At 60.4% G+C, this 13,748-nt stretch carries 15 protein-coding genes, 1 tRNA gene and 1 pseudogene; 8 read left to right on the top strand and 9 right to left on the bottom strand.

Going from position 1 to position 13,748, the window contains the following annotated elements:
• Positions 1 to 2 precede the first annotated feature (2 nt).
• Genes F3H98_RS12985 through ccoN form a run of 3 tightly spaced genes read right to left on the bottom strand, consistent with a single transcriptional unit; the run spans position 3 to position 2,524 of the window.
• Positions 3 to 152, bottom strand: coding sequence for a cbb3-type cytochrome c oxidase subunit 3 (locus F3H98_RS12985; protein WP_149760568.1), 150 nt, complete (start codon positions 150 to 152; stop codon positions 3 to 5).
• A gap of 11 nt (positions 153 to 163) precedes the next feature.
• Entirely contained in the window at positions 164 to 895 is a 732-nt protein-coding gene (gene ccoO, locus F3H98_RS12980; protein WP_149760567.1) for a cytochrome-c oxidase, cbb3-type subunit II, read from the bottom strand.
• A 12-nt stretch (positions 896 to 907) separates the two neighbouring features.
• Positions 908 to 2,524, bottom strand: a complete 1,617-nt coding sequence (gene ccoN, locus F3H98_RS12975; RefSeq protein ID WP_149760566.1) for a cytochrome-c oxidase, cbb3-type subunit I — start codon at positions 2,522 to 2,524, stop codon at positions 908 to 910.
• Between the two features lie 162 nt (positions 2,525 to 2,686).
• Here ccoN and F3H98_RS12970 point away from each other — a divergent pair, with 162 nt between their 5' ends.
• Positions 2,687 to 3,208 carry a hemerythrin domain-containing protein gene (locus F3H98_RS12970; protein WP_244621700.1) on the top strand — a complete coding sequence of 174 codons (522 nt, stop codon included), beginning with the start codon at positions 2,687 to 2,689 and terminating at the stop codon, positions 3,206 to 3,208.
• On the opposite strand, the gene F3H98_RS12965 is transcribed toward F3H98_RS12970, so the two are convergent.
• A complete protein-coding gene (locus tag F3H98_RS12965; protein WP_149760565.1) occupies positions 3,205 to 3,933 on the bottom strand; it encodes a Crp/Fnr family transcriptional regulator in 729 nt (242 codons plus the stop codon). The two genes, F3H98_RS12970 and F3H98_RS12965, sit on opposite strands and share 4 nt — an antisense overlap.
• A gap of 147 nt (positions 3,934 to 4,080) precedes the next feature.
• Between F3H98_RS12965 and hemN the strand changes: the two genes are divergently transcribed.
• Positions 4,081 to 5,424, top strand: coding sequence for an oxygen-independent coproporphyrinogen III oxidase (gene hemN / locus F3H98_RS12960; protein WP_149760617.1), 1,344 nt, complete (start codon positions 4,081 to 4,083; stop codon positions 5,422 to 5,424).
• Positions 5,425 to 5,748: 324 nt separating this feature from the next.
• Here the strand turns inward: hemN and F3H98_RS32525 are convergent.
• The 4 genes and pseudogenes from F3H98_RS32525 to F3H98_RS32410 all read right to left on the bottom strand — a co-directional run.
• A pseudogene (locus tag F3H98_RS32525) lies at positions 5,749 to 5,928 on the bottom strand (UbiX family flavin prenyltransferase); the annotation flags it as partial.
• A gap of 44 nt (positions 5,929 to 5,972) precedes the next feature.
• A complete protein-coding gene (locus F3H98_RS32520) occupies positions 5,973 to 6,329 on the bottom strand; it encodes an HFCD family protein (protein ID WP_188130418.1) in 357 nt (118 codons plus the stop codon).
• Positions 6,326 to 7,444: a UbiD family decarboxylase gene (locus F3H98_RS12950; RefSeq protein ID WP_342211610.1), complete on the bottom strand. Its 1,119-nt coding sequence runs from the start codon at positions 7,442 to 7,444 to the stop codon at positions 6,326 to 6,328. Before F3H98_RS12950 ends, F3H98_RS32520 begins: the two co-directional genes overlap by 4 nt.
• Positions 7,326 to 7,694: a hypothetical protein gene (locus tag F3H98_RS32410; protein WP_342211609.1), complete on the bottom strand. Its 369-nt coding sequence runs from the start codon at positions 7,692 to 7,694 to the stop codon at positions 7,326 to 7,328. Before F3H98_RS32410 ends, F3H98_RS12950 begins: the two co-directional genes overlap by 119 nt.
• A 310-nt stretch (positions 7,695 to 8,004) precedes the next feature.
• On the opposite strand from F3H98_RS32410, the gene ubiT reads away from it, so the two are divergent.
• From ubiT to F3H98_RS12925, 5 genes are all read left to right on the top strand, one after another.
• A complete protein-coding gene (ubiT, locus tag F3H98_RS12945) occupies positions 8,005 to 8,556 on the top strand; it encodes a ubiquinone anaerobic biosynthesis accessory factor UbiT (RefSeq protein WP_244621698.1) in 552 nt (183 codons plus the stop codon).
• Positions 8,556 to 9,542, top strand: coding sequence for a ubiquinone anaerobic biosynthesis protein UbiU (gene ubiU, locus F3H98_RS12940; protein WP_149760563.1), 987 nt, complete (start codon positions 8,556 to 8,558; stop codon positions 9,540 to 9,542). Before ubiT ends, ubiU begins: the two co-directional genes overlap by 1 nt.
• A gap of 4 nt (positions 9,543 to 9,546) precedes the next feature.
• Positions 9,547 to 10,446, top strand: a complete 900-nt coding sequence (gene ubiV, locus F3H98_RS12935) for a ubiquinone anaerobic biosynthesis protein UbiV (RefSeq protein ID WP_149760562.1) — start codon at positions 9,547 to 9,549, stop codon at positions 10,444 to 10,446.
• A gap of 694 nt (positions 10,447 to 11,140) precedes the next feature.
• The gene (locus F3H98_RS12930) at positions 11,141 to 11,425 is read left to right on the top strand and encodes a helix-turn-helix transcriptional regulator (protein WP_149760561.1); all 285 of its coding nucleotides are present in this window, start codon (positions 11,141 to 11,143) and stop codon (positions 11,423 to 11,425) included.
• Positions 11,426 to 11,436: 11 nt separating this feature from the next.
• The gene (locus F3H98_RS12925) at positions 11,437 to 12,645 is read left to right on the top strand and encodes a tyrosine-type recombinase/integrase (protein ID WP_244621697.1); all 1,209 of its coding nucleotides are present in this window, start codon (positions 11,437 to 11,439) and stop codon (positions 12,643 to 12,645) included.
• 25 nt (positions 12,646 to 12,670) lie between these two features.
• Here F3H98_RS12925 and F3H98_RS12920 read toward each other — a convergent pair.
• Positions 12,671 to 12,746 (bottom strand) — tRNA-Ile (locus tag F3H98_RS12920).
• A gap of 127 nt (positions 12,747 to 12,873) precedes the next feature.
• Between F3H98_RS12920 and F3H98_RS12915 the strand changes: the two genes are divergently transcribed.
• A complete protein-coding gene (locus F3H98_RS12915) occupies positions 12,874 to 13,584 on the top strand; it encodes an SIMPL domain-containing protein (protein WP_149760560.1) in 711 nt (236 codons plus the stop codon).
• Positions 13,585 to 13,748 lie beyond the last annotated feature (164 nt).

Here is a 13,748-nt window from a genome sequence, read left to right as displayed (position 1 = left end):
GTTCAATCGTCCTTAAGAGGGACTCTGGCGGCCTCGTCAGCGTGTTTGCGGCTGCCGGGCCGAAAGGCGAAGGCGGCTGCCCCGACGAAGAAAATGGCCATAAAAAGGAGGCCCCAGCTGTCAGCGAATTCCCGCATGACGTGATAGTTCATTTGTGTCCTCCTCAGCGGTAACCGGCGGCTTCGTCGTAGGTCGAGAAATTGACCAGCGTTCCTAGCATCTGCAGATAGGCAACGAGCGCATCCATTTCGGTGAGTGCCTGCGGATTGCCGTCGAAGTCGCCGAGCTTCACCTTCGGATAACGCTCCTCGACACCGGAAGTGTCGGCATTCGGATCGGCCTGCTGCTTGAGATCCTTCTCTGCGTTTTCGATCATGTTTTCGTCGTAGGGCACGCCCAAACGCGCGTTGGCGACGAGGTGCGTGGAGAAGTTCTTCACCGCCAGGGGCGTATCCCTCAAGAACGCATAGCTCGGCATGATCGATTCCGGCACGACCGAGCGTGGCTCGATCAGGTGCTGCACATGCCAGTCGTTGGAATAGCGGTCGCCGATACGGGCAAGGTCAGGCCCGGTCCGCTTCGATCCCCATTGGAAGGGATGGTCATACATCGACTCCGCGGCCAGGCTGTAGTGGCCGTACCGCTCGACTTCATCCCGGAAGGGCCGGATCATCTGCGAGTGGCAGACGTAGCAGCCTTCGCGGACATATATGTTGCGGCCGGCGAGTTCCAGCGGCGAATAAGGCCGCATGCCCTCGACCTTCTCGATCGTGTTCTCAAGGTAGAAGAGCGGCGCGATCTCGACGATGCCGCCGATCGTGACCACCAAAAAGGAACCGGCGAGGAGAAGCGTGGCGTTCTTCTCCAGGATCGCGTGTTTGTCCATCAAGGCCATTTCAAGGTTCCCTTATTGGGCAGGCTGAAGGGCAGGCGCGTCGCCACCGATTGATTTTTCCTCGCGCTGGTAGCCGAGAATGGTCATGGCGACGTTGAACGCCATGACGAGCGCGCCTGCGAGGTAAAGGGCGCCGCCGGCCGCGCGCATCACGTAATAGGGATGCGTGGCGGCCACGGTTTCGGCGAAGGAATAGACGAGGAAGCCCTGCTCGTCGTATTCGCGCCACATCAGGCCCTGCATGATGCCCGACACCCACATGACTGCCGCGTAGACGACGATGCCGAGCGTGGCGAGCCAGAAATGCCAGATGACCAGCCGCAGCGAATAGAGCCGCTCCCGGTTCCAGAGCTTCGGCACCATGAAGTAGATCGCGCCGAAAGAGATCATCCCGACCCAGCCGAGCGCGCCGGAATGCACGTGCCCGATCGTCCAGTCCGTGTAATGGGACAGCGAGTTGACCGCCTTGATCGACATCATCGGACCTTCGAAGGTCGACATCCCGTAGAAGGCGACGGCCATCACCATCATACGGACGATCGGATCGGTGCGGATCTTGTCCCAAGCGCCCGAGAGCGTCATCAGGCCGTTGATCATGCCACCCCACGAAGGCATCCACAGCATGATTGAGAACACCATTCCCAACGTCTGCGCCCAGTCAGGCAACGCCGTGTAGTGGAGATGATGCGGGCCTGCCCAGATGTAGAGGAAGATCAGCGCCCAGAAGTGGATGATCGACAAGCGGTAGGAATAGACGGGCCGGTTAACCTGTTTCGGAATGAAGTAATACATCATGCCAAGGAAACCGGCCGTCAGGAAGAACCCGACGGCATTGTGGCCGTACCACCACTGCGTCAGCGCATCCTGGACGCCGGCGAACGCCGAATAGCTCTTCGAACCGAGGAGAGAAACCGGTATCGCCAGATTGTTCACCACATGCAGCATCGCAATGGTGACGATGAAGGAAAGGTAGAACCAGTTGGCCACATAGATGTGTGGCTCTTTGCGCTTCAGGATCGTGCCGAGGAACACGATGAGGTACGCGACCCAGACGATCGTCAGCCAGAGGTCGACATACCACTCCGGCTCGGCATATTCGCGGCTCTGGGTGATGCCGAGCAGATAGCCCGTGGCTGCCATGACGATGAAAAGCTGGTAGCCCCAGAAAACGAACCAAACCAGATCGCCGCCGAAGAGCCGCGCGCGGGAAGTGCGCTGGACGACGTAGAAGGATGTCGCGATCAGCGCGTTTCCGCCAAAGGCGAAGATCACCGCCGAAGTGTGCAGCGGCCGCATCCTGCCGAAATTGAACCAGGGTTCGACGTTGAGGTCCGGATAGGCGAGTTGCAGCGCCACCACGACCCCTACCAGAAGTCCTACGACGCCCCAGAACATGGTCGCAATCGAACCGTACCGAATCGGCTTGTCCATATAGGACGAACGATCTTCCGATTGTGCGGACGCGGGGCTGAAGCTCGTATTCCGCAGGAGGACGATGACCGCCCCGAGCAGCACGAAAAACAGAACCCACATGTGGGATCGAAAAAGCTCGTCCTGGCCGAAGGCCGCCGCCAAGAGGGCCAGAAAGGTCGCAGACCCTAGTCCGGCTATCGCGGTATCATGTCTCATCGAGGGCATCCCCAACGCGCGTTGCGCTCTAGTGTCGGATCCGCCGTTGAAGCAGTCCGCGGCCACTTTTCCGCCGTGCGGTGGAGCCGTGCTTTGATCCAGGTCAAGGCCGCGGACAGGACTGCCGAGCAGTCTTAGCGCTCGATGTGCGGAGAATCCCCTTTGCCCAGAAAAGAAGTTCCGGTGGCCTCCAGTTACGAAGCGCCACGTGACGACAAGGCGCTGCCGGTCGATCCGACCATCGAGCTTCTCCCGGCTGCCGTAATGAAACGCGCGCATCACGAGAAGCTTCGACTCTGCCAGGCACTGGAGGAAATCGCCGATGCACTACCAGGATCAGTCGACCGGCGCAAGGTTCTTGGCGTGGCGAACACGCTCGTTCCCCTTCTGAGCAGCATTCACCACTACGAGGAAGCCGTTGTCTTCCCGCTCTATGACGCAGTTTTGGACGCAAGCGGAACGCGGTCGTCGACGGTTCGGCGGCTCAAGGCCGAGCACGTCCAGGACGAGTGCTTCGCCGGTGAAATTGCGGAAGTTTTTCTCGCAATCGGGCACGGAAAGGGGGGCGAAAGCGCAGATGCCATCGGTTTCATGCTGCGCGGCTTCTTCGAGGCGCTGCGGCGGCACATCGCATTCGAGCGCGAACACATCTTGCCGATGATCGGCAGCAGCTATACCGGCTAGGAACCCGCGCGAGCCTCGAGACGAGAAATGTCTACGACGACGACGTGACGGTTGTTCTCGATCCGGATGACGCCGTCTGCACGGAGCTTCGTGAGCTGACGGCTGACGGTCTCGATCGTCAATCCGAGAAAATCGGCGATGTCGTTCCGCGTCAACGGGAGATCGAACGCCGCCGTCCGCATGTTCGGATCGGAGACACGATCGATGTTTCTCGCGATCAGCAGCAGAAAACTCGCTATCTTTTCGGCAGCCGTCTTCCGTCCGAGTGTCACCATCCACTCGCGCGCTGCGTCAAGGTCTTTCAGGGTCTGCCCAAGCAAGCGACCCTGAAGGCCGGGAGATTCCTTCATAATCCGTTCCAGGGCCGCTTTGGGGAAGGAGCATAGCGACACCCTGGTCGCGGCTTCCGCATTGATCGCGCTTTCGGCTCTGAAGGGTCTGCCGAAAAAATCCGGAGCGAATTGCAGGCCCACAATCTGCTGACGGCCGTCGGAAAGGGTTTTTGTCAGCTTCACGACGCCGGAAAGAACATTCGCATAGCTATGGATCGCCTCCGCGTCGCCGATGAGCTCGGTTCCGGCATCGACCTGTCGCCTCGATGACGTCTTCGCGAGCGCGACCAACTTGTTTGGATCGAGTGCCCCGCAAACGCCGTGGTGGCGCGCCTCACACGCCTGGCAAAGGACAGGGATGTCCGAATTATGAATGTCTTGTCTGACGGTCATCGCGTCGTCCGCTATTTCAGCTCCTTAAGGATATACCACCCGAAGCTACCGACTTGGCCGCGTCAGTTTGTCCACCGCGGATTGATCGAAATCAAGAAATTGATCCGTGCATCGGCGAAAGAGACCCAATCAAGGATGGGAAGGCCAATGAGTCCCAAGACAGCCGCCACGTTGAGCAGAGCCGTACCACGTTACACCAGTTATCCAACGGCGCCGCATTTCCACGCCGGCCTACCTGCTGCGACGTTCCGCGGCTGGCTCGCTGAGTTGGCCGATGGCGAAGAGATCTCCCTCTACGTCCACATCCCCTATTGTGACCGGCTTTGCTGGTTCTGTGCCTGCCACACCAAGCAGACGCGCCGATACGAGCCAGTGGACGCCTATCTCCGCTCTCTTCGTGACGAGATCGCCATGGTCGGCGCAATCACAGCCGGAAAAGTCCGCGCCGTTCATTTCGGCGGCGGCTCGCCGACGATGCTGCGGCCGGACGATCTGATCGCGCTCGACCGTGCCTTGAGAAAGGCCTTCGCCTATCTCCCAGATACAGAGATCAGTGTGGAGATCGACCCTAACGACATGGACGAGGCGAGATTCGATGCTCTTGCTGCGATCGGCATGACGCGAGCGAGCCTTGGCGTGCAGGATTTCGACCCGAAAGTCCAAAGAGCAATCAATCGCGAACAAAGCTTCGAGCAGACCGCCGCCGTGGTCGAGGCGGTCCGTTCCTGCGGCGTGAGATCGGTCAATCTCGACCTGCTCTACGGTCTGCCACACCAGACCCGAGATAGCGTTGCTTCGACGGTCAAATGTGCATTGGCGCTCGAACCCGACAGGATCGCGCTGTTCGGCTATGCCCATGTGCCCTGGTTCAAGAAGCACCAAATGATGATCGACGAGGCGTGGCTTCCTGGTGCCGGTGATCGGTTCGCGCAATCGCGGCTGGCATCTGATCTGATTGAAAGATCAGGCTACCAGGAGGTTGGCCTCGACCATTTCGCCCGACCGGGCGATACACTTGCCGTCGCCGCGCGAAACGGCCGTCTGCGCCGGAATTTTCAAGGCTACACGGACGACCGGTGCGCAACCTTGATCGGGCTCGGTCCCTCTTCGATCAGCCGGCTTCACCAAGGCTATGCGCAGAATACAACGGTTACAGGGGACTATGAGCGGAAGATCGCAGGCGGCGAACTGGCAGTCGCGCGGGGTATGCAGTTCACCGACGACGACCGTATTCGCGGCTGGGTGATCGAACGGCTCATGTGTGATTTCGCGTTTTCGAGCCAGGAACTGGTCAGGAGATTCGGTGAAAGTGCACAGGCATTGGTGGCCGAAGCAGAGTGTCACGCGGCATCCGACCCAGACCGGCTGTTCGAGCGGCGCGGCGACCTCTTCGTCGTAGCGGACGAGGGCCGTCCACTTGTCCGGACAATAGCGGCGAAGTTCGATCGCTATCTTGGAGCGAACCAGGCCCGACATTCAGTCGCAGTGTGAGCTGTAGCGCTCGGGACTGGCTGTCGCTTGGGATATCAACCGGCGTGCCGGCCCGTCCCGCTGCAAATCCGTAAAGCGATAGGGTGGACGCGGCCAAATGCAAAACCGTCTCGATGCTTAGATCGGGACGGTTAGCGAGTTATGACGAAAATGGAAGCGGGAACCCGCAGTCCTCATTGTTTTAACGGCCGACCTATCTTGGCTTTTTCGTCCGGTGGTCAAGTCGAGAATGCCCACCAATTCGCCGCGTTGGCGCGGCCCTGCGTCGGCAAGGCCTCGTCGCTTATTCCATGCACCGGCTGGCGACCGCCGCGGTCGCGCCGGTCACGAAACGCTGTTTCCGTCGCCCCATCGCGTCATCTCGTCGCCGGGATCGACACCAACCCAGTTCACAAGACGGGCGGCGATCTCACCGATCATGTGCTCGACCGAACGCAAGCCGGCATAGAATGGAGGAACCGGCGGTGCAATGACCGCTCCCATTCTAGCCAGCGCGAGCATCGAATTTAGATGCCCCTCGTGAAGAGGAGCCTCGCGCGGCGCGAGGACTAGGCGGCGCTTTTCCTAGAGCACGACATCGGCGGCGCGGATGAGAAGGTTGTCGCCAAGGCCGTGTGCCATCGCCGCCAAGGATCGCATGGAACAAGGCAGCACGACCATTCCGTCGGTCCTGAAGGAACGCTGGCGATGGGAGCGGTGAGGCTATCGGGAGAATGAACGGATGTAGCGTTCGTCGAGAGACGGGTAAGACCGTCGCTGCCGAGCTCGTGGCAAATGGTGGCGTGTTCGCCATGCGAGACGACGAGATGCGTTTCGGCTCCGGCCTTGGCGAGTTGCCGAACCGTCTCCAGCGCCACGGCCGAGCCCGAAGCCTCCGTCACGCCGACGATGACGCGCTTGGTCATGCGGTCCCTCCTGTTTTTATCGGGAAAATCTCGTCCCACCGCCGGGAAACCTGTTCCTCGACGTCGGCGGACATCCGCAATTCCAGTCCCCAGTCGCGGGTCGTTTCCGATCCGATTTTCCGCGTGGCATCCAGCCCCAGCTTGCCGCCCAATCCCTCCAATGGCGACGCGAAATCGAGACGGTCGATCGGTGTTCGATCGACCGTCATCAGGTCCCGCTTAGGGTCGAACCTGGTCGCGACCGCCCACATGACGTCCGGCCAGGAGCGTATATCGACGTCGTCATCGACGACGTCGATAAGCATTTTTGTCATGGAAAACTGCGGCAGAAGCGACCAGAAGCCCATCATCACGCGCCGGGCCTGACCGGGGTACTTCTTCGCGATCGACAGTACCGCAATCCGGTAGGAGCAGGTCTCGGGCGGAAGCCAAACGTCAAGGATCTCCTCGCTCAGTGCTTCGCCCAGCACCGAAGGTTCATCCGGAGCCCGCCCGGTGAAGGTCGTCAGATAGCTTGATCGCGGATCAGGATTCGAGAGATGAAACACAGGGTACCGGTCAGACGCGTTGTAGTACCCTGTGTGATCGCCGAACGGGCCTTCAAGAGCCGTTTCCGTGGCGGATACGGTACCTTCAAGTACGATCTCCGCACTTGAAGGTACATGCAGCGATATGGTTCGGCACGGTGTCAGTTTCGGTCTTTGATAGCCGATCAGACCGGCCAGCGCCAGTTCCGTAACTCCCTCGGGGACAGGCATGACCGCGGCAAGCAATGTGGCGGGATCCGCGCCGATGACCACCGCGACCGGCATCTCCACGCCTTTGGCAGCCCATTGCCGGTGGTGCGCCGCGCCGCCGCGCATCGGCAACCAGCGCACAATAGCGCGGTCGCCCTCGATCACCTGCATTCTATATATTCCCATATTATACCGGCGCGGATCATCGTCTCCCGGGGGGCGAGTGACGACGACCGGCCAGGTGATCAGCGGCCCCGCATCACCCGGCCAGCAGGTTTGAACAGGGAGGAGCGACAGGTCGGCATCGATTTCGGTCCAGCTCGGCGGGAATCCGACAATCTTTGGCCGCGCAAAAAGAACGCTTCGGGCAGCAGGCAGCACCGAACGGGCCTCGGCGAGGGTCTGTGGCGCCTGGCGACCTAAGCCATGCAAGAAGCGTTCCCAGCGTGGAAAGGCCTGGCACATCGGTGCCCAGCCCGACCGCGACACGCTCTTTCGTCCCAAAAAGATTTGTGACGACATGGAATCCCGAGAGCCCGCCCGACCGGTCGAGCGGCCGGGTCAGCTGAAGTACAGGCCCTTTTGCGGCAATCGTCCTGCGATGCACCTTGGTTGCTTCCAGATACATCGAGACGGGCGCAGCGACCCGACGAAATTGCCCTTCCGATCGAGGTAAGCGAGGAATAAACCAAGGTCTGGAAAGCGTGGAAGTGAGCGCTGATGCACGACAAAAAGGCCTCGGCCGACCGAAGCGGCAGCCAAGCCTCATCTGTCACTACAATTCGCCACAATCTTTGATCTCGCACAAAGACACTGCGATCTGACCCGCCCGCGAATATGGCGGAGGACGACAATTCATCCCGTTCCTTGATCCAGGACAAACAATATCCGTGGAATGGTACCTATGACGGTCCGGTTGGCGCGCCATGGAGGGTCACGTGGTCGAGAGAACTAAGGCGGGCGAGTTGCCGGCATTCATTCGGGTTCTTTTTCCAACCGTCGCTGCCTTGCCGTTCGGTTTGTTGCTGACCCGTTCCGTCCGAGTACTCGCCGCTCGACAGCCACGGTTGTTCGAGCGGCTGGCCGAACACCGTTCGGCTTGCTTCTTTGTCGACCCGACCGACCTGGCTTTCGCTTTCACCGTTGTCCCGGATGGAGAGCGGTCTCTCGTCCGCATCGTCGGCAAGGCAGAAACGTCGACGGCGAGTGTGGTGATCCGGGGCCCTCTCCTGATGCTGCTTGGCCTGCTCGACGGCACTCTCGACGGCGACGCCCTGTTCTTTCACCGGGTCATATCCGTCAGCGGTCGCACGGAAGCGGTGGTGGCTCTAAGGAACGCGATCGAAGATGCCGAGCTTCGACCAGCGGATCTCCTCGGCCTTCACGGAGCTGTCGCCCGTTTTGCGGACGCAGGCATTCTCGGTGGTCTCAGCGCCGCGCGTCGCCTAGCCGCCTCCTCTGACGGCGACCAGGCTGCACGGATGCAATGATGACCGTCGGGCAGATGGAACTGGTTTGTCCCGCCGGGGCCCCGGCGACGCTTCGGGCAGCGATCACTGCGAGAGCCGACGCCGTCTACTGCGGTTTCCAGGGCGAGACCAACGCGCGAAATTTCCCCGGCCTGAATTTCTCGCCAGCGGAATTGGCCGACGGCGTGCGGTTCGCCCGCGACCATGGAAAGAAAGTGCTCGTCGCGATCAACACCTTCGCGCCGGCCGGCCGTGTCGACCAGTGGCGAAAGGCGGCGGACGAGGCCGCTGCGTGCGGCGCCGATGCCATCATTGCGGCAGACTTGGCTGTCCTGGATCACGTAGCGAACAATCACAAGGGATTGCGCCTTCATCTTTCTGTTCAGGCGGCCGCCGCGACGCCGGAGGCGATCGGCTTTTATGCCGAAGCGTTCGGAGTGCGCAGGGTCGTGCTGCCGCGCGTTTTGTCGATCCAGGAAATCGCGACACTCAATCGCAGCATTAACGTGGAGACCGAAGCTTTCGTGTTCGGCGAACTTTGCGTGATGATCGAGGGCCGCTGCTTCCTTTCTTCCTACGCTGCCGAAAAGTCGCCCAACCTGAACGGCGTCTGTTCTCCCCCAGAGGCCGTGAGCTACGACCAAGAAGCCGGGAGCACAGCCGCCCGTCTCTCAGGGTTCACGATCGACCGCTACGCGCCCGATCAGCCGACCGGCTATCCCACCTTGTGCAAGGGCCGGTTCTCGGCAGGCGGAACGACCTCCTATCCGGTCAGCCTGAATGCCGGCGGGTTGATCGCGGGCCTGAAGGCGGCCGGGGTGACGGCGTTGAAGATCGAGGGGCGCCAGCGCGGCAAGGGCTATGTCACCGAGGGCGTCCGAACGTTCCGAAAGGCAGTCGACGCGATCGAAGCGGGAGGGGATGCGCCCGAAATCGACCGAATCCTCGCGAGAATGTCGGAGGGTGGCCGACGGACGACCGGAGCCTACAAGAAAACGTGGAGATGAGACCGTGGCGAGAATAGCACTGACGCTCGGCCCGGTTTTCTTCCACTGGCCGGCCGATCGCCTGGCGAACTTCTACCGGCGCATCGCCGACGAAGCGGCGATCGACAGAGTGCATATCGGCGAGGTCGTCTGTGGCAAGCGAATGCCGTTTTCCGACCCGGTCTGGCCGGAAATCATCGAGCGGCTCGAACGCGGCGGGAAAGAAGTGGTGCTTTCCACCCTTGCAGCGCCGGCGACCGTCCGCGAACGCAAGGCGGTAGAGGAATTGTGTTCCGACGGGCGATTGGTGGAAATCAACGACATCACGGCGCTGCCGACACGCTTCGGCCAGCCATTCGTGGCCGGTCCGTTCGTGAATGTCTACAACGAGGCCAGCGCGCAATTTCTGATCCGAAGAGGTGCTCGGACGATCTGTCCGCCCGTCGAACTTTCGTTGGCTGTCACCGGGACTATGGCGCGCGCATGTCCGGAGGTGGAGTTCGAACTTTTCGCCTTCGGTCGCCTTCCGCTCGCGCTATCGGGACGTTGCTATCACGCCCGGCTGCACGGCCTTCACAAGGACTCCTGTCAATTCACCTGTGAAGAAAACCCCGACGGTCTTTCGGTCGATACACTTGACGGCCAGGAATTCCTGGCGGTCAACGGCGTGCAGACCCTGTCCCATCAGGTGCAGGCCTTCTGCCCCGAATCCGCCGATCTTCTAGCCTGCGGCGTCACGCGGTTGAGGCTGTCTCCGCAAACCGTCGACATGGTCATCGTCGCCCAAACCTATCGCGCGTTGCTCGACGGAGCGGAAACGCCGACAGGCGCCCGCTTTATCCTGTCATGTCTCGATCTCCCGGGCGCGCTGGCCGTTGGATTCCCTCACGGTCGACCGGGGTGCCACGTACCGGACACCATCTGACCCGCGGCTCAATCGAGAAAGAATTGACCCAGATAGCGATCGTCAAGATCTCGGGCCGGGAAGCCGCGGTGAGTACAAGGATCGCTGCGGTCCCGCTATCGAAAATTGGTCTCGCCGTGCCGGGACGGGCTCGAAACTTCGGTGACGTACTTCCCGACCTGTGCTTCGCAAGATCGAGTTCGACCAATCCGCACCCGTCATTCCTCGGGCCCTTGCAGGAGGTACTCCCAGCCGAAGACGTCGTCGGTAGCGATGTGCGGTCCCGCGCATTGCTCGATCTCTGGCCCATAAGCTTCGGAACGGCCAATCCACAGAAAAGGTTTTTGGCATCTTTGTTGGTATCGTCGCCCTCTGGCCAATGAAAAAATGCGTTCGGAATTAGTTACATTGGCAACGCTCTCGATTCCGCCTCTGGCCCAACATTTCTCGGTCGACGGGCATTTTCACTCCAAGTCGTGCCCCAATTCAACTCTGGGTATCGATCGCATAAAAGATATGCATCGTCGTACACAAAAGTTGAATGGGTATCCGGTGTCTTGAGCAATCCTGGGTCTGAAGACCGAGGGTAAGGCTGCAAGCATTAGGGCCAGGACATGAATGAGCGTCTGCAATTTTCGGACAGCTGCACGGAACGAAAGAGGTGCGCCAAAGACGCGCTTTCAACGCGAGGGTTTTAGCTGGAGAGCTAAAGCCGATGTCACGTGCCCTGAACGTTTTGCCGCCCTCGCTCCCGCCAGTAGGAATCAATCGCGAGCAGGCTGCGACGTTCATAGGCGTGAGCCCAACGACCTTTGATGAAATGGTTCAGGACGGCCGGATGCCGCAGCCACGAATGCCAAGCAAAGGACGCATCGTTTGGGACGTCGAAGAGCTTGTATTGGCGTTTCGAAAGCTCCCCCACCGCCAAGTCGAAGAAGCACCAAACCTTGACGAAGATTTGCTGCCAGACAATCCTTGGGATCGAAAACCACGAAAATGACGGATGAGCCTGTGAAGGTCGATCTTAAGGGCGTCGTGAAGGACACTGATCGCCACGGCAATGATCGGTACTATTTTCGCGCACCCGGTCGGAAGAAGGTCCGGCTCCGAGAACCGATCGGCAGCGACGAGTTCCTCGAGGAGCTGCGCTGTGCGCGTGCCGGGGTCGCCTATTTCCGGCCCGGCACTCTTCCCAAGGCTGTCCGATCCATCCCGGAGCCTCCCGAGCCAGCCAAGAAGGGCACGTTGCTGTGGCTTTGCCAGGAGTACTACCGTCGCGGCGGCGCGGAGATCACTGAAGACACTATGGCGCGGCGACGAGCAATGCTGGAGCGCGTGTGCGAATTGCCTCATCCGCTCGAAGGCGACCTCGATCCACAGTATCCCACCAAGGGGTCTCTGCCGTTCGCCGGCATGAAACGGTCTCATGTCAAGGAGATCAGGGACACAAGGCTCGACGCCCTCGGCGCCGCAAACAATATCGTAAAATCCATCAGCGCGATGTTCGAATGGGCAAAGGAAGCCGAGCTCGTCGATTTGAACCCGGCTCGAGGCATTAAGCGACTGAAGAGCGGGTACGGCTGGCACACCTGGGAGGTTACGGAAATCGTACGGTACGAAGAACGTCACCCCCGCGGCACAACGGCCAGGCGTGCGCTTGCGATCTTCATGCTCACCGGCCTGCGGCTTTCTGACGCCGCTATCTTCGGCCGACAGCACATCACGCTCGTCCATAACGATGAAATCAGCGAATGGGAGAAATGGATCAGAATCAAGCCAGGAAAGACAAGTCGTAACAGCGATCCCGTTATGGTCGAGATCCCATTGCTTCCTGAGCTTGAGGCCGAACTAAATGCGACACCGGCCGACCAGATGACTTTCCTGGTCAACGAATATGGCAGCCCGTTCTCCGGGAACGGTCTCGGGAACAAAATGCGCCAGTGGTGCGACGAGGCTGGCTTGCCGCACTGCAGCGCACACGGGCTGAGGAAGGCCGGTGCGACGATTGCAGCTGAGAACGGCGCTACGCACGAACAGCTCAAGGCGATTTATGGCTGGACGACGTATCAGCAGCCTGACCTCTACATCCGTAAAGCGCGCCGGCGGAAGGTGGCCAAGGCTGCTCGCCACCTACTCGTCATCGACCGGAACGAGAACAAAATTGTCCCACTTTCCGAGGGGGTTGATTTGAGTGGGACAAAATCAGCCAAAAAATCTTGAGAAATCAATGAGCCGAGATGGGTAATGGTGGGCCCGGAGGGACTCGAACCCCCAACCAAGCGGTTATGAGCCGCCGGCTCTAACCATTGAGCTACAGGCCCCACGCCGGGCTGGATAGTTGCTTTTTTCGGGGCGCACAAGACAGTTCGCCGCAATCGCCACATAATGTCGCCGTAACGACCACGCCGTAGACGCCGCCGCATGGCTCGTTGCGAAACGGAGAATGACATGAGACCGAATATCCTGCCTCTGACGCTGGCGTTGGCGCTGGCCATCCCCACTGTCGCCAGCGCTGCGGACCAGCCGCCGCCACGCATCATCGTGGTCGGCGAAGGCCAGAGCACGCTGGCGCCCGACATGGCGCTGCTGTCGCTCAGCGTGATGCGCGAGGCAGCCACCGCGCGCGAGGCGCTCACCGCCAACAACGACGCCATGGCGGCGGTCATCTCGGCGATGAAGTCGGCGGGCATCGAGGAGCGCGACCTGCAAACGGCCGGCGTGCAGATCGCGCCGCGCTACGACTACACTCCCAAGCAGGATGGCACCCAGGAAGCCAAGCTGGTCGCCTACCAGGTCACCAACACGCTTTCGGTGCGCGTGCGCGACATCGCCAAGACCGGCGAGATTCTCGACAAGGCTGTCGGCCTCGGCGTCAACCAGGGCGGCGGCATCTCATTCACCAACGACGATCCGTCGAAAGTCATGACGGAGGCGCGCAAGAAGGCCGTCGCCGATGCCGTCGCCAAGGCAAAGACGCTGACCGAGGCAGCCGGCGTCAAACTCGGCAGGATCCTCGAAATCTCCGAAATGCCGAACTTCCAGCAGCCGCGGCCGATGATGCAGGAATATGCGGCCAAGGCCGGCGCAGACGCGGTCCCGATCCAGGCCGGCGAAAACGCCTACAGCGTCCAGGTCAACGTCACCTTCGAGCTGAACTAGCATTCTGCAGCCAAATGGAATCATTTGGCGTCCGCATAAATGCGGCAAAAACAAATAGTTGGATCGAGTTATCGGTTCTAGAAAAACCGAGACCCTTCTAAACGAGGCCTGCTGAAGACAAAAAAATAGCCGGAGGGTCGCCCCTCCGGCCATTTTTATGAACG

It is taken from the genome of Neomesorhizobium albiziae (assembly GCF_900114255.1).
Lineage (GTDB): Bacteria > Pseudomonadota > Alphaproteobacteria > Rhizobiales > Rhizobiaceae > Neomesorhizobium > Neomesorhizobium albiziae.
This window is presented reverse-complemented; position numbering and strand designations above follow the sequence as displayed.